The organism is Nonomuraea zeae, assembly GCF_005889725.1.
GTDB lineage: Bacteria > Actinomycetota > Actinomycetes > Streptosporangiales > Streptosporangiaceae > Nonomuraea > Nonomuraea zeae.
In genome coordinates, this window is sequence record NZ_VCKX01000033.1 from 1 (window position 1) to 21,898 (window position 21,898).

At 71.2% G+C, this 21,898-nt stretch carries 21 protein-coding genes; 14 read left to right on the plus strand and 7 right to left on the minus strand.

Annotated elements, in window-relative coordinates:
• The 4 genes from ETD85_RS66820 to ETD85_RS13550 all read left to right on the plus strand — a co-directional run.
• Positions 1-1,253, plus strand: a 1,253-nt coding sequence (locus tag ETD85_RS66820) for a thioesterase domain-containing protein (protein ID WP_276617224.1), incomplete at its 5' end; no start/stop codon positions are given.
• Complete coding sequence (gene ccrA, locus ETD85_RS13540; RefSeq protein WP_138690030.1) at positions 1,250-2,548, plus strand: crotonyl-CoA carboxylase/reductase; 1,299 nt, start codon at positions 1,250-1,252, stop codon at positions 2,546-2,548. The genes ETD85_RS66820 and ccrA, both read left to right, overlap by 4 nt.
• A gap of 169 nt (positions 2,549-2,717) precedes the next feature.
• Positions 2,718-4,115 (plus strand): ATP-binding protein, encoded by a 1,398-nt coding sequence (locus ETD85_RS13545; RefSeq protein WP_138690031.1) that lies wholly within the window; start codon positions 2,718-2,720, stop codon positions 4,113-4,115.
• Positions 4,109-5,299, plus strand: coding sequence for a tetratricopeptide repeat protein (locus tag ETD85_RS13550; RefSeq protein ID WP_138690032.1), 1,191 nt, complete (start codon positions 4,109-4,111; stop codon positions 5,297-5,299). The genes ETD85_RS13545 and ETD85_RS13550 overlap by 7 nt, the downstream gene beginning before the upstream one ends.
• A 111-nt stretch (positions 5,300-5,410) precedes the next feature.
• On the opposite strand, the gene ETD85_RS13555 is transcribed toward ETD85_RS13550, so the two are convergent.
• Positions 5,411-6,391, minus strand: a complete 981-nt coding sequence (locus ETD85_RS13555; protein WP_138690033.1) for an aldo/keto reductase — start codon at positions 6,389-6,391, stop codon at positions 5,411-5,413.
• A 62-nt stretch (positions 6,392-6,453) separates the two neighbouring features.
• On the opposite strand from ETD85_RS13555, the gene ETD85_RS13560 reads away from it, so the two are divergent.
• The 5 genes from ETD85_RS13560 (at position 6,454) to ETD85_RS13580 (ending at position 11,553) form a co-directional block, all read left to right on the plus strand.
• Positions 6,454-7,332 carry a LysR family transcriptional regulator gene (locus tag ETD85_RS13560; RefSeq protein ID WP_138690034.1) on the plus strand — a complete coding sequence of 293 codons (879 nt, stop codon included), beginning with the start codon at positions 6,454-6,456 and terminating at the stop codon, positions 7,330-7,332.
• Positions 7,333-7,363: 31 nt separating this feature from the next.
• Positions 7,364-7,564, plus strand: a complete 201-nt coding sequence (locus ETD85_RS13565; RefSeq protein WP_138690035.1) for an EF-hand domain-containing protein — start codon at positions 7,364-7,366, stop codon at positions 7,562-7,564.
• 64 nt (positions 7,565-7,628) lie between these two features.
• Complete coding sequence (locus ETD85_RS13570; RefSeq protein ID WP_240779135.1) at positions 7,629-8,816, plus strand: PucR family transcriptional regulator; 1,188 nt, start codon at positions 7,629-7,631, stop codon at positions 8,814-8,816.
• Between the two features lie 99 nt (positions 8,817-8,915).
• Positions 8,916-9,848, plus strand: coding sequence for a nucleoside hydrolase (locus tag ETD85_RS13575; RefSeq protein WP_138690036.1), 933 nt, complete (start codon positions 8,916-8,918; stop codon positions 9,846-9,848).
• A 43-nt stretch (positions 9,849-9,891) separates the two neighbouring features.
• Entirely contained in the window at positions 9,892-11,553 is a 1,662-nt protein-coding gene (locus tag ETD85_RS13580) for an alpha-amylase family protein (RefSeq protein WP_138690037.1), read from the plus strand.
• Here ETD85_RS13580 and ETD85_RS13585 read toward each other — a convergent pair.
• Positions 11,540-12,187 (minus strand): TetR/AcrR family transcriptional regulator, encoded by a 648-nt coding sequence (locus ETD85_RS13585; RefSeq protein WP_138690038.1) that lies wholly within the window; start codon positions 12,185-12,187, stop codon positions 11,540-11,542. The genes ETD85_RS13580 and ETD85_RS13585 overlap by 14 nt on opposite strands.
• A gap of 67 nt (positions 12,188-12,254) precedes the next feature.
• Here ETD85_RS13585 and ETD85_RS13590 point away from each other — a divergent pair, with 67 nt between their 5' ends.
• The 3 genes from ETD85_RS13590 to ETD85_RS13600 are packed head-to-tail and all read left to right on the plus strand — an operon-like array spanning position 12,255 to position 15,572.
• Positions 12,255-12,986 (plus strand): SDR family NAD(P)-dependent oxidoreductase, encoded by a 732-nt coding sequence (locus ETD85_RS13590; RefSeq protein WP_138690039.1) that lies wholly within the window; start codon positions 12,255-12,257, stop codon positions 12,984-12,986.
• Positions 12,987-12,998: 12 nt separating this feature from the next.
• Positions 12,999-13,763, plus strand: coding sequence for an alpha/beta fold hydrolase (locus ETD85_RS13595; protein WP_138690040.1), 765 nt, complete (start codon positions 12,999-13,001; stop codon positions 13,761-13,763).
• Positions 13,764-13,799: 36 nt separating this feature from the next.
• Complete coding sequence (locus ETD85_RS13600; protein ID WP_138690041.1) at positions 13,800-15,572, plus strand: bifunctional metallophosphatase/5'-nucleotidase; 1,773 nt, start codon at positions 13,800-13,802, stop codon at positions 15,570-15,572.
• Positions 15,573-15,669: 97 nt separating this feature from the next.
• On the opposite strand, the gene ETD85_RS13605 is transcribed toward ETD85_RS13600, so the two are convergent.
• The 4 genes from ETD85_RS13605 to ETD85_RS13620 form a co-directional block, all read right to left on the minus strand.
• On the minus strand, positions 15,670-16,410 hold the full coding sequence (locus ETD85_RS13605; protein WP_138690042.1) for a cytochrome d ubiquinol oxidase subunit II: 741 nt from the start codon (positions 16,408-16,410) through the stop codon (positions 15,670-15,672).
• Positions 16,411-16,419: 9 nt separating this feature from the next.
• Entirely contained in the window at positions 16,420-17,670 is a 1,251-nt protein-coding gene (locus ETD85_RS13610; RefSeq protein WP_138690043.1) for a cytochrome ubiquinol oxidase subunit I, read from the minus strand.
• 97 nt (positions 17,671-17,767) lie between these two features.
• Positions 17,768-18,436: a response regulator gene (locus ETD85_RS13615; protein WP_138690044.1), complete on the minus strand. Its 669-nt coding sequence runs from the start codon at positions 18,434-18,436 to the stop codon at positions 17,768-17,770.
• Positions 18,433-19,557 carry a sensor histidine kinase gene (locus ETD85_RS13620; RefSeq protein ID WP_138690045.1) on the minus strand — a complete coding sequence of 375 codons (1,125 nt, stop codon included), beginning with the start codon at positions 19,555-19,557 and terminating at the stop codon, positions 18,433-18,435. The genes ETD85_RS13615 and ETD85_RS13620 overlap by 4 nt, the downstream gene beginning before the upstream one ends.
• A gap of 68 nt (positions 19,558-19,625) precedes the next feature.
• Between ETD85_RS13620 and ETD85_RS13625 the strand changes: the two genes are divergently transcribed.
• The gene (locus tag ETD85_RS13625; RefSeq protein ID WP_138690046.1) at positions 19,626-19,841 is read left to right on the plus strand and encodes a hypothetical protein; all 216 of its coding nucleotides are present in this window, start codon (positions 19,626-19,628) and stop codon (positions 19,839-19,841) included.
• A gap of 55 nt (positions 19,842-19,896) precedes the next feature.
• Here ETD85_RS13625 and ETD85_RS13630 read toward each other — a convergent pair whose 3' ends face one another.
• Positions 19,897-20,805, minus strand: a complete 909-nt coding sequence (locus ETD85_RS13630; RefSeq protein ID WP_379507687.1) for a fatty acid desaturase family protein — start codon at positions 20,803-20,805, stop codon at positions 19,897-19,899.
• A gap of 208 nt (positions 20,806-21,013) precedes the next feature.
• On the opposite strand from ETD85_RS13630, the gene ETD85_RS13635 reads away from it, so the two are divergent.
• Positions 21,014-21,898 carry a phosphotransferase enzyme family protein gene (locus ETD85_RS13635; protein WP_138690047.1) on the plus strand — a complete coding sequence of 295 codons (885 nt, stop codon included), beginning with the start codon at positions 21,014-21,016 and terminating at the stop codon, positions 21,896-21,898.

Here is a 21,898-nt window from a genome sequence, read left to right on the forward strand (position 1 = left end):
GCATTGTGCCGGGCGGGGCCGTGGGGCCGAGGGACGCGGCGGAGCGGCAGGTGGTCCGCGTGCTCGCCGGGCTGCTCGGCCGCGAGCCGTCCGTCACCGAGATCGTCGCCGGACCTGTCGCAGGACCCGGCACCGAGCCCGCCGCAGGACCCGGCACCGAGTCCGCCATCGGACCCGGCACCGAGTCCGCCATCGGACCCGGCACCGAGTCCGCCGCCGGGCCTGGCGTCGAACGCTTCGCCGGGGAGGCAAGCACCGATGTGGTGCCTGTCGCGTTGGACCTGCTCGGGCGGGAGCTGGGCGTGCCGGTGCCGCCGCAGGCGCTCACCGCCGCACCCGCATCCGGATACGAGCCCGAGCCCAGGCACCAGCACCAGAACCAGCACCAGCACCAGCACCAGCACCAGATCAGCGTGGCGCGGATCGCGGATGCCGTCAGGTCGGTGGACGAGACGGCGGCCCGGCGCGGCATCGTCCGCCCGCTGAACGCCGTCACCGAAGGCACCCCGCTCTTCCTGGCGCATCCCGCGGGCGGCACCACCGGCGTCTACAGCCTGCTGGCCGCCCGCCTCCCCATCCCCGTCTTCGGCCTCGAACGCCTGGACGGCACCGCCGGAATCCCCGAGCGGGCCGAACGCTACGCCGAGGCCGTCAAGGACGTCTGGGAAGGCCCGTACCGGCTGGGCGGCTGGTCGTTCGGCGGCATCCTGGCCTTCGAGCTCGCGCACCGGCTGGACGGCGTGGAGCTGTTGGCGATGATCGACTCCGGGCTGCCCGACCGCGTGCCCGAGCCGGTGCGGCGGGAGGTCCACGCCCGCCGGTACGCGGACTTCGCGGCCTACCTTCGCGAGACCTACGGCGCCGCGGTCCGGCTGGAGGAGGCCGAGCTGGCCGGGCTGGGTGAGGAGGCCCAGCTCGACCTCGTACGCGCCCGGATCACGGAGTCGGGCGTCCTGAGCGAGCTGAGCCCGGCGATCGTCCGCCACCAGCTCGCCTCCCACGAGGACACCAGGGCCATCGAACGCTACGACCCGGCCCCGTACCACGGCAGGGTCGTGCTCTACCGGTCCACCGAGGCCACCCCCTGGGCGGTGGCGGATGCCCGCTACGCGCACGAGAACGACCCGGCCAGAGGCTTCGGGCCGTACAGCAGCCGTCTGGAGATCGTCGAGATCCCCGGATCGCATCACCTCAACCTGCTCGATCCCCCATACATCGAGGTCATCGCCGAGCACCTGAAGGGACTGCTATGACGCTGGCACAGGCCGTGGTGGCAGGCGCGGAACGCGCCGAGCTGGAGCACCTGGACGTGCCCTCGACCTACCGGGCCGCGCACCTCCGCAAGGAGGAGGTGGGGACGTTCGACCAGCACGACGCCGACAAGGACGTGCGCAGGACCATACACGTCGGCGAGGTGCCGATGCCGGAGCTGGCCGTGGACGAGGTGCTCGTCGCGGTGATGGCCAGCGCGATCAACTTCAACACGGTCTGGTCGGCGATGTTCGAGCCGATCCCGACGTTCGCGTTCCTGGAGCGGTTCGGGCGGGTGGATCCCCGGCACGACCTCCCGGCGCACGTGCTCGGCTCGGACGCCGCGGGCGTGATCGTCCGGACCGGAGCCGCGGTACGCAGGTGGCGGGTCGGCGACCGGGTGGTCACCAGCCCCGCCTACATCGACGGCGAGGATCCCGTGACCCAGCATGACGGCATGCTGGCGGCCGATCTGCGGGCCTGGGGCTTCGAGACGAACTTCGGCGGCCTGGCCGACTTCGCCGTGGTCAAGGCCACCCAGCTGCTCCCCAAGCCCAGGCACCTGAGCTGGGAGGAGGCGGCCTGCAACATGCTGTGCGCCTCGACGGCGTACCGGATGCTGGTCGGGGAGCGCGGCGCGCGGATGAAGCAGGGCGACGTGGTGCTGCTGTGGGGCGCGACGGGCGGCCTCGGCGGGTACGGCGTCCAGCTCGTCAAGAACGGCGGCGGCATCCCCGTCGGCGTCGTCAGCTCCCAGGACAAGGCCGAGCTGCTGCGCGAGATGGGCTGCGCGCACGTCGTGGACCGCTCGCAGTTCGACGACCTGACCGACGAGAAGTCCTGGCGCAGGCTGGGCGCCGAGGTGCGGCGGCAGGTGGGCGAGGACCCGGCCATCGTGTTCGAGCACACGGGCAGGGAGACGTTCGGCGCGTCGGTATATGTCGCCAAAAGGGGTGGCTCGGTGGTCACCTGCGGCTCATCCTCCGGGTACGCCCACGAGTACGACAACAGGCACCTGTGGATGAAGCTCAAGCGGATCATCGGCTCCCACGGTGCGAACTATCAGGAATGCCACGAGGTGAACCGCCTCATTTCGCTCGGCCTGGTCCACCCCACGCTCTCGACCGTTTACCCGCTGGCGCAGACGGGCGATGCGGCCCGGGCCGTGCAGCTCAACCAGCACGTCGGCAAGGTCGGAGTGCTGGCCCTGGCACCCGGGGAGCACCTCGGCATCGAGGACCACGAGCTGCGCGCGCGCATCGGGGAAGAGCGCCTCGGTCTCTTCCGCCCGCGATGAGGCACGCAGCGAAAGCGCGGTCCCGACCGGGGTGAGGGTCGGGTCGAGGTGAGGGCCCGGTCAGGGGTGAGGGTCGGGTCGAGATGAGGGTTGCGGGTTCGGATCAGGACAGGAGCCGCATTTCGATAGTTTGAGGGCGACCGACACCTGCGACAGAAGGGAACGGCACGTGTCCGACGATGCCGGCCTTCAGGCCCTCCGCGAAGCGGCGCGCCTATCCCCGGACAACCTCCCGCTCCGGCAGCACCTGGCCGGGCAGCTCCTGGCCAAGGGCTACCTGGCCGAAGCGGAGGCCGAATACCGGGCCGCGCTCATGCTCGCGCCCAAGGACCCCGGCATCACGGCGGGGCTGGCGGAGGCGTTCGTCCGGCAGAGCGCCTACGGTGCGGCGCTGGCGGCGCTCGAACCGCTTCTGGCCGAGCCCGGCTACCCGCCCGCGCTCGGCGTGCTGGCGGCTCGGGCGCTGCTCGGCGAGGGCGACATGGCGCGGGCGGGCTACCGCTACCACGAGGCGATCTCCCGCGACCCGTCCGTGGCCGACGCCGGCCTCGCCGCCCGCCTGTCGGCCCCGGCCGCACCCTCCTACGCCGCTCCTTCGTACGCGACTCCCGCCTACAACGCGCCCGCCGCGCCCGTGACGCAGTACGGCGCGCCGGGTCCCGTGGCCGCTGCGCCCGGGCACGGGAGCAGCGCCGAGGTGGAGCGCTCGAAGCTGTCCTTCGCGGACGTGGCCGGCATGGAGGCGGTCAAGGAGGCCCTGCGCATCAAGCTCCTGCTGCCGATCCAGCAGCCCGAGCTGTACGCCGCGTTCGGCAAGCGCGCGGGCGGCGGCGTCCTGCTGTACGGCCCCCCGGGAGCGGGCAAGACCCACCTGGCCAGGGCGGCGGCCGGCGAGCTCGGCGCGTCGTTCGTCAACGTGGGCCTGGCCGACATCCTCGACATGTACATCGGATCGAGCGAGCGCAACCTGCGCGCCACGTTCGACCTGGCCCGCCGCCACCGGCCGTGCGTGCTGTTCTTCGACGAGGTGGACGCGCTGGCCGCGCGCCGCTCCGACATGCGCCAGGCGCACACGCGGCAGCTGGTCAACCAGTTCCTGGCCGAGCTCGACGGCGTGGACCAGCACGCCAATGAGGGCGTGCTGGTGCTGGCCGCCACGAACGCCCCCTGGTACGTGGACGTCGCCTTCCGCCGCCCGGGACGGTTCGACCAGCCGGTGTTCGTACCGCCGCCCGACCCCGCGGCGCGGGCCGCCATCCTGCGCATCCTGTGCAGGGACAAGCCCCTGTCCGAGATGGACTTCGACGCGGTGGCCCGGATCACCGACCACTTCGTCGGCGCGGACCTCAAGGGCGTCGTGGACCGGGCGGTGGAGGCCAAGCTGCAGCAGTCGATCAGCGCGGGCCGCGCGATCCCGCTGTCCACCCCGGACCTGCTGGCCGCGGCCCAGAGCGTGCGGCCCACCGCCGTGCGCGAGTGGATGGCCACCGCGCGCAACTACGTCATGCACGCCAACGACTCCGGGGCGTGGGACGAGCTGCTGCCCTGGGTCAAGGGCAAATGGTGACCGTAGCCGACCCCGTGCAGCGGGCGCGGACGCTGCTGCAGCTGCGCCGGCCCGCCGAGGCCGAGCGGGAGTTGCGCGGCGTGCTCGTGCAGGAGCCCGAGCACACCACCGCGCACTCCTTCCTGGCCCTCGCCCTCGTCCAGCAGGGCAACGTGGCCGAGGCCGTCGCGGAGGCGCACGAGGCGGTACGGCTGGCGCCCGACCAGTGGTTCCCCCACTACGCGGCCGGCCAGGTGTACTACCGCGCCCGCCGCCCCGACGAGGCGATGGCCGCCATCGGCGCCTCGCTCCACCTCCAGCCCGAGTACGCGCCCACCTGGGAGCTGCTGGCCCGCGCGCACATGCTGAAGGGCGAATGGCACCGGATGGCCGACGCGGCGCGGCGCGGGCTGAGCATCGATCCGCAGGACTCCGACCTGGTGAGCCTGCTGGCCATGGCGCTGACCGAGCTCGGGGACGCCGGGCAGGCCCAGGCCGCCGCCGCGCACGCCGTACAGCTCGATCCGGAGAGCGCCACCGCGCACGTCGTCTACGGGCGGGCGGCGCTGGCCTTCGGCGACCCCCGGCGGGCCGCGGACGCCTTCCGCGAGGCGCTGCGCCTCGACCCCGGCTTCGGCCAGGCCAGGGATCTCCTCGTGGCGGCGCTGAAGCAGCGCAACCCGGTCCACCGCAGGCTCCTGCGGCTGCGGCGCGGCTATCGCGGGGGCTGGCGGCTGGTGTTCCTGCTGCCCGCGGTGCCGCCGCTCATCGTGGTCTTCGTCCTCATCGCGGTGCTGCACTGGGCGGCCTGGGTCGCCGAGGCGTGGACCACGCTCAGGCTGGCCAGGACCAAGGCCACCAGCCTGCTGTTCGAGGGCGTGGAGGCCCGCGTGGCCATGCTGTCCTGCGGGCTGGCGCTCGCGGGGGCGGCGGTGCTCGCGCTGGGCGTGGCGCTCGGGCAGGAGGCGCTCGGGACCGCGGGCGTGGCCGTCATGGCCCTGGTCACCGCCGTGCAGGAGGCCGCGCACACCGGCTCGGCCCGCGGGCGCGCGATCCTGTACGGCTGGGCGGTCCTGCTCGGCCTGGCCGCCGTCACGTCGGTGATCGTCGCGGTGCCGCCCGTGGCGCTGCTCAGCGTGTACGCCGGGCTGGCCACGATCTGGGTCGCGGCCGGCGTACGACGGCTCACCGGCACCCCGGCGTAGCGGCAGAGCGGCAGCGGCCGGTCGGACGCGCCAGGCGCGCTCAGACGTGCCGGCGTGAGCGGCCGGTCGGACGCGCCAGGCGCGCTCAGACGTGCCGGCGTGAGCGGCCGGTCAGAGCAGGGTGCCGCCCGTCACCTCGAACTTGGCCAGGGCCTCGTCGATCCTGGCCAGCGTGTCGGGGTGCAGGGTGAGGTCGGCGGCGGCCAGGTTCTCCTCGATGTGGGCGGGGGTGCGGCTGCCGGGGATGGCCACCACGTGCTCGTCCTGATGCAGGAGCCAGGCCAGGGCGAGCTGCGCGGGGGAGATGCCCAGCCGGGTGGCCAGGTCCCTGATCGGGGCATAGCGGTCGTTGTTGCTGGACAGGTTCTCCGCCGAGAAGCGCGGGGCGTTGTGGCGGAAGTCGCCGTCGGGCAGGCTCCGCACCGTGCCGGTCAGGAAGCCGTTGCCCAGCGGGCTCCACGCCACGAGGCCGACGCCAAGCTCGCGCGCGGCCGCCAGCAGCTCGGCGTCCACCGGCCGCCACATCGACCACTCGTTCTGCACGGCCGCCACGGGGTGGACGGCGTGTGCCGCCCGCAGCTGGGCGGCCGTCACGTTGGACAGGCCGATGTGCCTGACCAGGCCGTCGCGCACCAGCTCCGCCATGGCGCCGGCGGTGTCCTCGATCGGCACGCCGGGGTCGGGATAGTGGACGTAGTAGAGGTCGATCACGTCGGTGCCCAGGTTGCGCAGGCTGCGTTCCGCGTAGCGGCGGACCAGGCGGGGCTCGGCGTTCACGCGGAGCTCGTTGAAGGCGTAGCCGACCGGGTGCGACCTGCTCGGCTCTTCCTCGGGGATCGCCAGGCCGAACTTGGTCGCGACCACTACCTCGTCCCTGCGGCCCTTGATCGCACGGCCCACGAGGCGCTCGTTGTGCCCGTCCACCCCGTAGGCGTCACTGGTGTCGATGTGGGTCGCGCCCGCGTCCAGCGCCGTCTTGAGCGCCGCCTCCGCGCGGGTGTCGTCAATGTCGCCGTACACACCGGGTGAGAGCACCATGGCGCCGAAACCGATGGCCGGGACCTGCAAGCTGCCGAGATCGCGTGTCGTCATGGCGACGATCCTGCCGCCGGGGTGGTCCGGGCGTCCAAGACCCTTTGCTATAACCAGTGGCTATGGACGTTCATCTGCGGGAGCTGCGCTACTTCGTCGCGGTGGCCGACGAGCTCAACGTGACGCGCGCCGCCGAGCGGCTGTTCGTCTCCCAGCCCGCGCTGTCCAAGCAGCTCAGGGTGCTGGAGCGGCAGGTCGGGTTCCGGCTGTTCGAGCGGGTGCACAGCGGGGTGGCGCTCACCAGGCAGGGCGCGAAGCTGCTCCCGATCGCCCGCGACCTGCTCGAACGGTGGGGCGCCGGCGTGGAGGTGGCGCGCGCCGCGGTGCCGAAGGGGACGCTGGTGATCGGGATGCAGACCGCCGTGGGGCGCGGGCTGCAGCAGGCCGCCCTGCGCCGATTCCGGGCGAAGATGCCGGGGTGGGAGGTGTCGTTGCGGCTGGTCGGCTGGGACGATCCCAGCGGCGGGCTGAGCGACGGGACCTCCGACGTGGCGTTCATCTGGCTGCCGGTGCCGCCGGGGCTGCACACGTACGTGCTGGCCACCGAGAGCAGGGGAGTGGCCATGCCGGACGGCCATCCGCTGGCGGAGCTGGCGGAGGTGCCGTTCGAGGCGCTGCGCGACGAGCCGTTCATCGCCCTGCCGGCCTCGGCCGGGCCGTTGCGTGACTACTGGCTCGGGCGTGACGCCCGTGACGACGACCCGATCGTGGGAGTCACCGCCAACACGCCGGAGGAGGTGTTCGAGGCCGTGACCAGCGGGCTCGGCGTGGTGCTCGTCGCCGAGGGGAACGCCACGCTGTACAACAGGCCGGGAATGATCTATCGGCCCGTTACGGGGCTCCCTCCCGGGGAACTGGCCATTGCCTGGCGCGAAGGTGATGTAAGCCCACAAGTCGTGGCATTCATCGACGCGTTGCGACGAGTGACCACTAAGGTCTGACGCGATATCGGACCCAGCAGAAGGGCGACACATGAGCGACTACGCCATCACCTTCGACCTGATCGACGCCGACAAGGACGGCCGGATCTCCGCCGTCGAGCTCGTCCGGCTCATGGAGGTGCTCGGCCAGCCGGTGACGCTGGAGACCGCGCAGGAAGGGGTGCACAAGCTCGACAAGGACGGCGACGGTCTCATCGACATCGAGGAGTTGGCCGCCTTCCTCCAGAAGTGACAATAAACAAGCACTTGCTACACAATCTCTTGTTGCCTGGGTCACAATGGCGGCAGGAGGGACGATGGCCAACAAGAGTGAAAACAGCGAAAGCCGTACACCCGCGGACATCGTACGAACGCTCAGATCGGGCATCGGCCGGGTCTCGAAAGAGGTGATCGAGGAGATCCAGACCCGGATCCCCGAATACGCCCGTCCGTCGGACGAGCTCTACATCAAGGTCGTCAGGACCGCGGTCGAGCAGGCCATCGAGGGCTTCCTCGACCGCATCGAGCACCCGGGCGCCCCCTGGGACCCGGAGCCGTTCCGGATGATCGGCAAGGGCGAGGCGGCGGAGGGCCGCAACCTGGAGCCGCTCCAGACGGCGATGCGGCTCGGCGCCCGGGTCGGCTGGCGGCGGCTGACGGAGATCGCCGGCCCGCTCGGTCTGTGCCCGCAGTCCTTGTACGACCTGGGTGAGGCGATCTTCGTCTACCTCGACCAGCTCGCCGACGCGGCGGCCGAGGGCTTCGAGGAGGCCAGGGCGCACGCCGCGGGCGAGATGGAGCGCCGCCGCAACCGCCTGCTCGACCTGCTGCTCAGCCGACCGCCCGCCGGCGCCGAGGCCATCGCCGACCTGGCCAAGGCGGCCGGCTGGCGGCTGCCGAGGACCGTGGCGTGCGTGGCGCTGGACGACCAGCACGGCACCCGCCGCGCCCCCGCGCTGCCGCCCGACGTGCTCATGGGCATGGGGCGGCCCGCGCCCTGCCTGCTGGTGCCCGACCCGAACGGGCCCGGCCAGGGCCCGATGCTCGACCACGCCCTGCGCGGCTACCGCGCCGCCATCGGGCCCCCCGTGCCCCTGGCCGCGGCCGCGACCTCGCTGCGGTGGGCGTGCGAGGCGCTGGACCTGTCCGGGCGCGGCGTCCTGCCCCGGGGGCTGCTGCGGTGCGCGGACCATCTGGCGACGCTGGTGGTGTTCAAGGACGAGGAACTGGTCAGCGCGCTCGCCGAGGTCCGGCTCGCGCCGCTGTCCCACCTGCGGCCCACCCAGCAGGACCGGCTGGCGGAGACGCTGCTGGCCTGGTTGCGGCACGGGCGGGGGGCGGGCGAGGTGGCCGCCAGGCTGCACGTCCATCCGCAGACCGTGCGCTACCGGCTGCGGCAGCTCGAAGAGCTGTACGGCGACCAGCTCGCCGACCCGGACATCCGCTTCGAGCTGGAGATCGCCCTCAGAGCCAGGCAGGCGGCCGGCGCCGCCCTCCGAGCCTGAGCGGGTGTAGGAGCCGGGCCCGGCACCACGCCCGGCCGGCGGCCAGGATCGACCGGTGATCCGTAGCATGTGTGGACGAATCTTGACAGGAGGTCCCCCGTGCCGACCCCGATCATCCTGGACTGCGATCCGGGACACGACGACGTCTTCGCGATCTGGCTGGCCGCCGGGCACCCGGAGATCGACCTGCGGGCCATCACCACCGTCGGCGGCAACGGGCAGCTCGGCCAGACCACCTACAACGCCAGGGTGGTGACCGAGCTGGCCGGGATCACCGGGGTGCCAATCTCTCCCGGCGCCGACGGCCCGCTGCTGCGCGGGCTGACGCCGGCCGGCGGGGTCCACGGTGAGAACGCGCTCGGCGGCCCCGAGCTGCCCGTGCCGTCCCTGGCGGCCGACCCGCGGACCGCGATCGAGCTGATCAGGGACACGCTCGATCGGGCGGAGCAGGAGGTGACGATCGTCGCCACCGGGCCGCTGACGAACATCGCGATGTTCGTCCGGGCCCATCCCGACCGGCTGTCCCGGGTCAGGGAGGTCGTCTGGATGGGCGGGTCCACGGAGCGGGGCAACATCACGCCGTACGCCGAGTTCAATTCCTGGTCCGATCCCGAGGCGGCGGCCATCGTGCTCGCGTCCGGGCTGCCGTTCACGATGATCGGGCTGAACGTGACCCACCAGGCCCTCGCCACGCCCGACGTCCTGGCCCGGATCGGCGCGATCGGCAACCGGACGGCCGCCTTCGGGGTGGAGCTGCTGAGCTTCCTCAACGCGGCGTACGACAAGGACCAGGGCATGCCGGCGGGGCCGCTGCACGACCCGGTGGCGGTGGCCCTGGTCGCCGTGCCCGGCGTGGTGACGACCGTGCGGACCAGGCTCGACATCGAGCTGCACGGCACGGAGACCGCGGGCGCGACCAGCGTCGACCTGCTCGGCAACCTGAAGCGCCCGCCGAACGCGGACGTGGGCACCGGGATCGACGTCCCGGAGTTCTGGCGGATGATCGAGGCCGCCATCCGCACGCTGGCCTGACGGGCCCGCGCCTGAGGGGACGAATCCCGGGTAGCGGGGGCGGATGCGACTGACGTACACCTCCGACGTCTGGTACAAGAACGCCGTCGTCTATTGCCTCGACGTGGAAACCTTCAAGGACGGCAACGGTGACGGCGTAGGCGACTTCCGCGGGCTGACCCAGGAGATCGACTACCTTGCGGGGCTCGGGGTGACCTGCCTCTGGCTCATGCCGTTCTTCCCGACTCCCAACAAGGACGACGGATACGACATCACTGACTTCTACTCCATCGATCCGCGATTGGGGACGCTGGGCGACTTCGTGGAGTTCATGCGGACCGCCAGCGACCGGGGGCTCCGGGTGATCGCCGACCTGGTCGTCAACCACACCTCCGACCAGCACCCCTGGTTCAAGGAGTCGCGGTCGGGCCGCGACTCGCCGCGCCGCGACTGGTACGTCTGGTCCGACACCCCCGAGCCCGACGATCCCAAGCAGGTCGTCTTCCCCGACAAGGAGGACAGCGTCTGGGAGTACGACGAGGGCTCCGGCCAGTACTACCTGCACAGCTTCTACCGGCACCAGCCGGACCTGAACGTCGGCAACCCCGAGGTCAGGGACGAGATCGCGCGCATACTCGGCTTCTGGATGGAGCTGGGCCTGTCGGGGTTCCGGGTGGACGCGGTGCCGTTCCTCATCGAGAACGTCAACCCGCAACTGGCGAACCCGCACGAGTTCCTGGCCGACCTGCGGGCGTTCATGACGCGGCGCAAGGGCGGGTCGATCCTGCTCGGCGAGGTGAACCTCCCGTACAAGGACCTGGTGCGGTACTTCGGCGACGGCCTGGGCGACCAGATCACCATGTGCTTCGACTTCATCGGCATGCAGCGCGCGTGGCTGTCGATGGCCCGCAGCGACGCGGGCCCGCTCGCCTCCGCGCTGCGCGAGCGGCCCGAGCCGCCGAAGGACTGCCAGTGGGCCATGTTCCTGCGCAACCACGACGAGCTCACCCTCGACAAGCTCACGAAGGCCGAGCAGAAGGAGATCTTCGCGGCGTTCGGCCCGAGCAAGGACATGCAGATCTACGACCGGGGCCTGCGCCGCCGCCTGCCGAGCATGCTCGGCGGCGACCTGCGGCGGATCAAGATGGCCTACAGCCTGCTGTTCTCGCTGCCGGGCACGCCCGTGATCTTCTACGGCGAGGAGATCGGCATGGGCGAGAACCTCGACGAGGAGGGCCGCATGGCGGTCCGCATCCCGATGCAGTGGTCGAAGGACGGCGGGTTCAGCCAGGCCGAGCCGGTGCGCGAGGTCCCCGAGGGCTCCTTCGCCCCCGACCGGGTGAACGTCGCGGACCAGAAGCGGGACACGAGCTCGCTGCTGCGCTGGTTCCAGCTGCTGATCGAGCGGTACCGGGAGTGCCCTGAGCTGGCGTGGGGCGAGTACACGGTGCTGGACACCGGCCACCCGGCGGTCATCGCCCACCGCTCCGACGCCGACGGCGCCACGGTCGTGGTCGCGCACAACCTCTGCGACACGGCCCAGGACGTGGAGCTGAAGCTGGCGGGGCTGGAGCGCTACCGGCTCACGGACCTGCTGGTGGACGGCACGGTCGACGTGTCGGCTGACGGCGTGGTGCAGCTGCCGATGGGCCCGCACGGCTGCCGGTGGCTGCGCGCCGCGCCCCCGGAGATCGCCCCGGAGGACGCCTCGGTCAAGGCGCGGTAGCCGCACCGGCGGCGGACCCGGCCGCGGCCCCGGTTCCAAGCTCCGCGGCGGCGGGCGGCCAGGCGTGCATGGCCAGGGTGGCGATCTGGAGCAGCTCGCCGTAGCCGGCGCCGTCGCGAGACTGCGTCGACATGCCCTGGATCACCGAGGCGAAGAAGGCGGCCAGCCCCTCAGTGTCGGTGCCGGCCGCCAGCCGCCCGGCCGCGACGTCGTCGTCGATCCGCCGCTTGATCGCCGCCTTCGCCGCCAGCCTGAACCCGCGCAGCAGCTCTTCCACCTCGGCGGACTCGGGTCCGCAGTTCACCGCGGCCGTGATGATCAGGCAGCCGGGCGGGTGGTCGCCGTTGGCGTACTCGGCCGCCGACTCGCGCAGCACCCGTTCGACCGCCTGCCGGCCGGTGGGCTCCTCCGCGAGCGCCCGCGTGGTGAAGGCGCCGTAGGTCTCCTGGTAGAGGTGCACGGCCTCCTCGAACAGCCGCCGCTTGTCCCCGAACGCGGCGTACAGGCTGGGGGGCTTGATCCCCATCGCGGCGGTGAGCTCGGCGATCGAGGTCGTCTCGTAGCCGTGCCGCCAGAACGCCCGCAGCGCGCTCTCCAGCGCCGTGTCCCGGTCGAACGATCGCTGTCTGGCCATGCGCCCATTCTATAGCGATCGCTATGCTACTGTTTTCTGTATCGATCGCTAAAGAAAGGGCATCGAGATGAAGACAGCTCTTGTCACGGGTGCGAGCAGGGGGATCGGCCGCTCCATCGCGCTGCGCCTGGCCGGCGACGGCTTCCGGGTGGCCGTCAGCTACGCCAGGGACGAGGTCGCGGCCAAGGAGGTCGTGCGGCTCATCGAGGAGGGCGGCGGCAGCGCGTTCGCGATCCGGGCCGATCTGGGCGCGCAGGAGGACGTGCGCCGGCTGGCCGAGCGGATCGGCGATGAGACGGCCACGCTGGACGTGCTGGTGAACAACGCGGGCATCGGCATGTCGAAGCCCCTCGCGGAGGAGACGCAGGAGGGGTTCGACCGGATCTTCGCGGTCAACGTCAGAGGGCTGTTCTTCCTCACCCAGCAGGTGCTGCCGCTGATCCCGGACGGCGGCAGGATCGTCAACATCACCTCCGGCGTGGCCCGCATCGCCTTCCCCGAAGGCATCGCGTACGCGATGACCAAGGGCGCCGTGCAGGTGTTCACCCTGGCGCTGGCCAAGGAGCTGGGCCCGCGCGGCATCACGGTCAACAACGTCGCCCCGGGGATCATCGACACCGACGTCAACGCGGCCTGGCTGCGCGACCCCGGCGCGGCGGCGTACGCGGCCAGCAGGCACGCGCTCAACCGCATCGGCCACGTGGACGAGATCGCCGCCGCGGTCGCGTTCACCGCCTCGCCCGGCGCGAGCTTCATCACCGGCACCACCATCGACGCCACCGGCGGCGGCAACCTCTAGGAGCACTGAGACATGCCCACGGTCACCCACGGCACGGGCGCCGTCCACTACCACCGGGCGGGCAGCGGCCCCGGCCTGGTCATGGTGCACGGCACCGGCGGCGACGCCGTCACCAACTACGCCCACATCGTGCCCGGTCTCGCCGACCTCCGCACCGTCATCACCCCCGACTACGCTGGCAGCGGCCTGAGCGCCGACCCCGGCGGTGACCTCACGCTCGACCTGCTCGCCGGCCAGGTCGCGGCCACCTTCGACGGCCCGTCCGACCTCGTCGGCTTCTCCCTGGGCGCGGCCGTGGCCGTGGCGATCGCCGCCGAGCGCCCCGAGCTGGTCAGGCGCCTGGTCCTGATCGGCGGCTGGACGCACGCCGAGGACAGCCGGCTGCTGCTCGGCCTGCGGACCTGGGCCAGGCTGGCGGCCACCGACCCGGAGAGCTTCGCCGCGTACGGGCCGCTGGTGGCGTTCAGTCCGGGATTCGTGAGCGCGGCGGGGACCGAGGCCCTGATGGCCGGCGACCCGCCGCCCGGCACGCTGCGCCAGATCGAGCTGGACCTGCGGGTCGATCTCCGGGACCTGCTGCCCAAGGTCACCGCGCCCACGCTGGTCGTCGGCAGCACCCAGGACTACCTGATCCCCGTCGAGCACTCCCGGGCCCTGCACGCGGCGCTGCCGGGCAGCGAGTACGCCGAGATCGACAGCGGCCACGTGGTCCTGCACGAACGCCCGGCCGAGATCACGGCGCTGATCCGGGACTTCATCAGCAGGGGAGATTCGTAATCAACGAGTAATTTGTCCCGATTACCCTCCTGGCTCATGCAGACCAAGAAGCTCGCACTCACCGGGGCAGCCGCGCTGTGCGCGCTGGCCCTGGTGGCGCCCCCCGCGCAGGCCGGTGCCGGATCGGTCGCCGCACCGGCCCCCAAGCCGGTCACCGTCACGGTCATGGGCACGTCCGACCTGCACAGCAACGCCCTGAACTGGGACTACTTCAAGGACACCGCCTACGCCGACAGCGCGGGCAACAGCGTCGGCCTGGCCAAGGTGTCCTCGCTGGTCAGCCAGATCAGGGCGGAGCGCGGGGCGGATCACACGCTGCTGTTCGACTCGGGTGACACCATCCAGGGCACCCCGCTGGCCTACTACTACGCCAAGGTGGAGCCGATCACCCAGACCGGGCAGATCCACCCGATGGCCAAGGCCATGAACGCCATCGGATACGACGCCGTGACCCTGGGCAACCACGAGTTCAACTACGGTCTGCCGCTGCTGGCCACCTGGATCAAGCAGATGAAGGCGCCGGTGCTCGGCGCGAACGCGGTCCACGCCAGGACCGGGCTGCCCGCGTACAAGCCGTTCGTGATCAAGACCATGAAGGTCAAGGGCGACAAGCCGATCAGGGTCGGCGTGCTCGGGCTGACCAACCCGGGCGTGGCCATCTGGGACAAGGCGAACGTCGAGGGCAAGCTGCGCTTCACCGACCTGGTCGAGTCGGCCAGGCGGTGGGTGCCGGTCATCCGCGCGCTCGGCGCCGACGTGGTCGTGGTGACCGCGCACGCGGGCGACAACGGCATGTCCTCCTACGGCGGCGACCTGCCGGTAGAGAACGCCTCCGCGATGGTGGCCGAGCAGGTGCCGGGCATCGACGCGGTGCTGTTCGGGCACGCGCACAACGACGTGCCGCAGCGCTTCGTCACGAACAAGACCACCGGGCAGCAGGTGCTGCTGAGCGAGCCGGGCAAGTGGGGCCAGCGCCTGTCGAAGCTGGACTTCCAGCTCACCAAGCAGCGCGGCAGGTGGACGGTCACCGCCAAGTCCGCCACCACGATCAACACGAACACGGTCGCGGAGGACCCGAAGATCGTCGAGCTGCTCAAGCCGCAGCACGACACCACGGTCGGCTACGTGAACAAGGTCGTGGCCAAGTCGGCGCAGGAGCTCTCGGCGGCCGAGTCGCCGTACAAGGACACGCCGATCCTCGACTACATCCAGAAGGTGCAGGTGGAGACGGTCAAGCAGGCGCTGCCGGACAACACGCTGCCGGTGCTGTCGATCGCGGCGCCGTTCAGCCGCACCGCCGTCTTCCCCGCCGGTGACGTGCGGGTCAGGGACGTGGCGGGCCTGTACGTCTACGACAACACGCTGCTGGCGATCAAGCTGACGGGCGCGCAGATCAAGGACTATCTGGAGTATTCGGCCAAGTACTTCAACCAGCTCGCGCCCGGGGACCCGGTGGACGTCACCAAGCTGACCAACGCCGGCAACACCCCCGACTACAACTACGACCAGCTCTCCGGGGTCTCGTACGACATCGACGTGGCCAAGCCGGTCGGGCAGCGGATCGCGAACCTGACCTTCGACGGCGCGCCGGTCCCGGCGGACAAGGAGTTCCTGGTCGCGATCAACAACTACCGGCAGTCGGGCGGCGGCGGGTTCCCGCACGCCACCGGGGCCGAGGTGCTCTACAACGCGCAGGTGGAGATCCGGCAGGCGCTGATCGAGTACGCCACCGCCAAGGGCACGATCGACCCGTCCGACTTCGCCGCCGCCAACTGGAAGCTGACCAGGGACGGTGTGCCGCTCTTCTGACCAAACGAGTCACCCGCCGCTCTTCTGGCCAGGTGACCCGCCCGCCGTGCGCACGTGACGGCCACCGTCACGCGCGCACGGGCCGGGTCCACCTGGCTCACAGGTAGGACGGGCCGCTGACCCGGTGCCTGAACGTCCACCACACCCACGCCTGCGCCGACACCAGCAGCGGGATCAGCACCAGGATGACCGGCACCAGCACGGCCCCCGACGTACCGGGATGCAGCGGCAGCCGGAGCCCGGCCAGCACCCCCACGATCGCCAGGGCCACGGCGGTCAGCGCGTACGTGCGGAGCTCCCCGGCCCCGCCCGACAGCACCCCGGCCCGCTCCCGCAGCACCCCGCGCAGCCGCAGCGCCGCGAAGGTCAGCCCGTGCGTGGCGAACAGCGCGGCCAGCACCAGCGCGGGCAGGAGCGCGGCCGGCCCCTGGATGCCGAGCAGCACGTGGCTGAGCAGCAGCCCCCAGCTCAGCGCCAGCCCCCAGCTGCCGGCCACGACCGCGCCGTCCCAGAACGCCTGCCAGCGCGCCCCCGGCACCCGCCCCCGCAGCCAGAGGCCCATGTCGCGGACCACCCACGCCAGCAGCAGCGTCACGACGAGCGTGTAGTTCCCGGCCAGCAGCTCGCCCTCCAGCTCGGGGAAGAGCCCGGCCAGCACGCCGGCCGTGGCCACCAGCCACACCTCGTTGCCCAGGAAGAACGGCGCGATCGCGGCGATCACCTCGCGCCGCTCGGCCGCCGACCGGCCCAGGTACGGCAGCGCCATGCCGACCCCGATGTCGGCGCCGGCCAGCACGAGATAGCCGAGCGCGAAGAAGGCCAGGATGAAGATCTCCATGACGGCTCCTCAGAACGAAGGGACGGGGACGGGGGCCTCGATCGGCCGGTCGCCCAGCGCCACGGCGCCGGGCCCGCGCCGGGCGCTCCTGGCCAGCAGCCAGTAGTTGACCGCGATCAGCACCGCGAACACCGTGACGAACGCCGCCAGGGAGAAGCGCATCTGCGCCCCGCTCACAGGTGACATCGCGTCGGCCGTGGTCAGCAGCCCGTACACGGCCCAGGGCTGGCGGCCCATCTCGCGGAAGATCCAGCCGGCGATCATGGTCAGGAAGGGGACGGGAATCATGATCGTCAGCAGCCAGTGCCACAGCCTGAACCCGCGTACGACCGGCCGGAAGGACATCAGCAGGCAGCTCAGCCCGGCCACGATCATCAGCACCGCGAACAGCGTGAGCATCGTGAGGGCGCCCGCCTGCACCCAGCCCACGGACGGCAGCCAGTCGCCGGGACCGTGCCGCTCGACCATCGCCGCCTGGGCCTCGGCCAGCCGGTCCGCGGATCCGACCCAGGCCGCGACCTTGGTCGGCTGCAGGGTCTGGAACCCGATCCCGCCGAACGTCGCGGTGAAGAACACCGCCGGCAGCGCCACGCCGATCCCGATGCGCAGCGACTTGCGGAAGAATTCCTGCTCGGCGGTGCGCCTGCGCAGGTGGTACGCGCTCACCCCGGCCATGAAGAACCCGCCGACGACCAGCGCGCCGCCCATGATGTGCCAGAACGCCACCTGCGCGGCCGGATTGGCCACCATCGCGCCGAGATCCGCCAGCCGCAGCACGCCGCCGTCGACCACGTGACCCACGGGGTTCTGCAGGAAGCCGTTCGCCACCATGATCCAGAACGCCGACGCGTAGGCCGTCAGCGTCACGATCCAGATCAGCGCCAGGTGGGCCCACCGGTTCAGCTTGTTCCAGCCGAAGATCCACAGGCCCAGGAACGTGGACTCCACGAAGAACGCCACCAGCGTCTCGATCGCCAGCGCCGAGCCGAAGACGTTGCCCGCGTACTCGGTCAGGCCGCTCCACGAGAGCCCGAGCTGGAACTCCATCACGAGCCCGGTGACGATGCCCATGGCGTAGTTGATGATGTAGAGCTGGCCCCAGAACCGGGTCATCCGCTGGTGCACCGGGCTCCGGCCGAACGTCGCCCTGGTCTGGATGACGGCCACCAGGGTCGCCAGGCCCAGGGTCAGCGCGACGAAGAGGAAGTGCGCGCCCGCGGTGAGGGCGAACTGCAGGCGGGCGAGCTCCACGGTTTCCATGCTTGAGAGCATCCGGGTACGGCTTCGCCCGCCGCGTCATGCCCGGGCGGGCACCTGGCGTACATCCCGGGTCGCAAGGGGCGGCCCGCCGTACATCTCAGGGTGTAAGCCAGCCTGGCGTGATCATGCCGGCCTCGTACGCGATCACCACCAGCTGCGCCCTGTCGCGCACGGACAGCTTCGTCATGATCCGGCTCACGTGCGTCTTCGCCGTGGCCGGGCTGAGCACGAGCCGGGCCGCGATCTCGTCGTTCGACAGGCCGCTCGCGACCAGCGCCATGACCTCGCGCTCGCGTTCGGTGAGCGCGTTCAGCTCGGGGCCGGGCTCGGGGCGCTTGACCCGGCCGGCGAACTCCGCGATGAGCCGCCGGGTGATCGCCGGCGCTATCAGCGCGTCGCCCCTGGCCACGACCCTGACCGCGTGGATCAGCTCGGCGGGCTCGGTGTCCTTGACCAGGAAGCCGCCCGCGCCGGCGCGCAGGGCGCCGTAGACGTAGTCGTCCAGGTCGAACGTGGTCAGGATGATCACCCTGACCTCGGCGAGGCGCGGGTCGCCGGCGATCTGGCGGGTGGCCTCCAAGCCGTCGAGCTCCGGCATGCGGATGTCCATGAGCACCACGTCGGGCCGCAGCTCGCGGGCCTTGGCTACGGCCACCGCGCCGTTGGGCGCCTCGCCGACGACCTCGATGTCGTCCTCGTCGCTCAGGATGGACCGGAACCCGGCCCGTACCAGGGTCTGGTCGTCGGCGAGCAGTACGCGGATCATCGAGCTCCGTTCAGCGGCAGTCGGGCGGTGACGCGGAAGCCGCCTTCGGGGCGCGGGCCGGCCTCCAGGGTGCCGCCGAGCGCGGTGGCGCGCTCGCGCATGCCCTGCAGGCCGAAGCCGGTGCCGCCGTCGTACGTGGCACCGGGTCCCTCATCTTCCACGGAGATCAGGATATTTCCCGACGTGTTGGTGATGGTGAGCGTGGCCTGGGTCGTGCCCGAATGGCGGGAGACGTTCTTGAGCGACTCCATGACGATGCGGGTGGCGGCCAGGTCCACCTCGGTCGGCACGGCGTCCAGGGGCCCGGACAGCTCCGTACGCACCTCCAGCCCCGACGCCGCGACCAGCTCGGTCACCCGCGCCAGGCTGGCGGCGGGAGCGGTCGGCGCGTCCTCGTCCACCTGGCGCAGCACGCCCAGCGTGGTCCGCAGCTCGCGCAGCGTCTCCTTGCTGGTGTCCTTGATCGTCCTCAGCGCCGCCTCGGCGTCCTCGGGCCGCTTCTTCAGCCCGTGCAGCGCCGCGGCGGCCTGCACGTTGATCATGGAGATGTTGTGGCCGAGCACGTCGTGCAGCTCTCTGGCGATCCGCAGGCGCTCCTCGCTCTCCCTGCGCCTGGCCTCCTCCTCCTTGCTGTGCTCGGCGTCGTGCGCGCGCCGCTGGGCCTCCAGCAGGTAGGCGCGGCGGTTGCGGGTGACACCGCCGAACGCGATGGCCGCGACCACCCAGCCGGCGATCATCATGAACATGCTGTCGTCCACGTGCCTGACCCCGCCGGCCTCGCCGAACCCCATGGCCAGCAGCAGGGCCGCTCCCGTGGCGATGGCCGCGGTGAGGTGCCCCTTGTCGGCGGCGGTGTAGAGGGCGACGAACGGCAGCACGATGAGCGGCCCGTCGAGACCGGCCCACGGGTAGTAGGCGGTGACCGACGCGGCCACGACGACCAGCGCGGCGATGGGATGGCGCTGCCGCAACAGCAGCCCGCAGGAGGCCACGACCGGGAGGATCAGGTCCAGCGCGTTCGGGTTCCTGCCCGTCCTGAACATGAAGGTGAGCAGCGTGGCGATGAGCACGGCGGCGATCACCACGAGTGACGCGATCGTGCTCTTCGAGGGCCTCCGCATGCCCCCATTCTGTACGTCTGCGCATATGGCCGGGTAATCGGCGGTCCGCATGTGGGTAGAGCCCGTGAATGAGCACTAAGGACGAACTACAGCAGGTCGAAGCAGACCTGAAGCGGTTGAGAGCGGAAAACAGGGAGATTCGCGACCAGGTCGGGGAGATCGGCGCGACCGACCAGGTGGAGATCTCAGCCATGATCAGCCAGGCGGACGAGCAGGAGGAGCTGATCGCCGACCTCGAACGCCGCCGGGACGCCCTGCGTCAGCGATTGGAAGGCGAGGGGTGAGGGGGCGCACGGGCGCCCCCCGGTCATGTGGGGGGATTCAGCGTGGTCCGGGTGCTCAGCGGAGGTCGGCGCCGACCTCGTGCAGATGCCGCAGCGCTTGGCCGTACGACTCGATCAGCCCGGTCTGCAGGTAGCTGACGCCGATCTCCGCGCAGTACTTCTCGACCATGGGCTGGGCCTTGCGCAGGTTCGGGGCCGGCATGTTGGGGAACAGGTGGTGCTCGATCTGGTAGTTGAGCTGGCCGAGCGCCACGTCGGTGAGCCAGCCGCCCCTGACGTTGCGAGAGGTCAGCACCTGCTTGCGCAAGAAGTCGAGCTTGTCCTCCTTGGTCAGCACGGGCATGCCCTTGTGGTTGGGCGCGAACGAGCATCCGAGATAGATCCCGAACAGCCCCTGGTGGATGACCAGGAACAGCAGCGCCTTGCCGACCGGCAGGATGGTGAAGACCAGGCCGAGGTAGAGCGCGAAATGCACGAGCAGCAGCGTCAGCTCCAGGCCGCGCCGCTTGGCCGAGGGCTGGAACAGGGATTTGACGCTGGCCACGTGGAGATGCCAGGCCTCCAGCGTGAGCAGCGGAAAAAACCAGAACGCCTGATACTTGGCGAAAAATCGCGGGATGCCGGTGCTGCGGGCCACCTGGTCCTCCGACCAGACGATCACCGCCGGCGAGACGTCGGGGTCGTGATCCTCATGGTTCGGGTTGGCGTGGTGGCGGTTGTGCTTGGCGGTCCACCATCCCCACCCGAGCCCGACGCCGAGATTGCCGATCAGCAGGCCCGCGATGTCGCTCGGCCGCCGGGTCCGGAAGACCTGGCGGTGGCCGAGATCGTGGGCCACGAACCCCAATTGCGTGAAGACCACGGCCATGGCGACCGCGACCAGCATCTGCAGCCACGAGTCGCCCAGCCAGACGAACAGGGTCCAGCCGGCCGCGTACAGGGCCACGACGATGGTCAGTCTCACTGCGTAATAAAAGGGACGCCGGTCTAGGAGTCCGGCGTCCGTGATCTTTCGGGCTAGTTGGGCGAAATCGCTGCCCCTGGTGTCGAGCGAGCCAGGACTGGCCACAGGTCTCCTCACTTCACGATGAAGGTAGCCCTAACCTTGGCGCATCCGAGGCAAAACGAAAAGATTCCACGGCGCACAAGTCGCCGATCGTATGGTGGCCGGTGTGATTTACACGCAGACGCCCCTGACCTCGGCAATCCGTGAGGCGGTGGCTTCGACCTGGGGCGTCACCGGAGACGGCGAGCGGCTGCACGGCGGCGAGGAATCGGCGGCCTACCGCCTCGGCGGCCACGTCGTCCGCGTCGGCCCGGTGGGGCGCCCCGCGGCCGAGTCGGAGTGGTGCCACGCGATCGCCCACCACGCCGCCGCAGGGCTGCCGGAGGCCGTCGCGCCGCTGCGGGCGCCCGGCGGCACCACGGTCGTGACGGTGGAGGGCCGCCCGATCTCCTGCTGGCCGTACGTCGAAGGGTCCTGGCCGGACTCCGACGTGCCCGAGCAGCGCGCGGCGGGCGCACGCCTGCTGGCCGGCCTGCACGAGGCCCTGGTCAGGTGCCGGCCGGGCCCGCGCCCGGCGATCGCCTTCCAGGAGCACGGCCTGTACGGCGACCCGCCCGGCGACGCCGCCGAGCTCGCCGACCCCGAGCTGGACCGCTGGCTGGCCGCCTTCCACGCCACGCACCCGGTGCGCCACCCGCTGCACGGCGACTTCTACACCGGCAACACCCTGGCCAGAGACGGCAGGATCGTGGCGGTGCTCGACTGGGACGAGACCTTCGTCGGCGCCCCGGAGATCGAGCTGGCCGCGGCGGCGCTGGAGTGGGGCGACGACGAGCTCGGGCCCAGCAACGAGTTCGTCACCGCCTACCACGAGGCGGGCGGCACGGCGGGCCACCTCGACGAGGAGTCGCTGGTCCAGCTCGTCCGGCACAAGCTGCGCAGGGAGTACGCCTACTTCCGCAAGGCCGTCAGGGCCGGGGTCCGGCACGACGCCGAAGACCTCGAATACCACCGGGCCAGGACCGAGCTCTTCCACCGCCTGCGCCCCTGA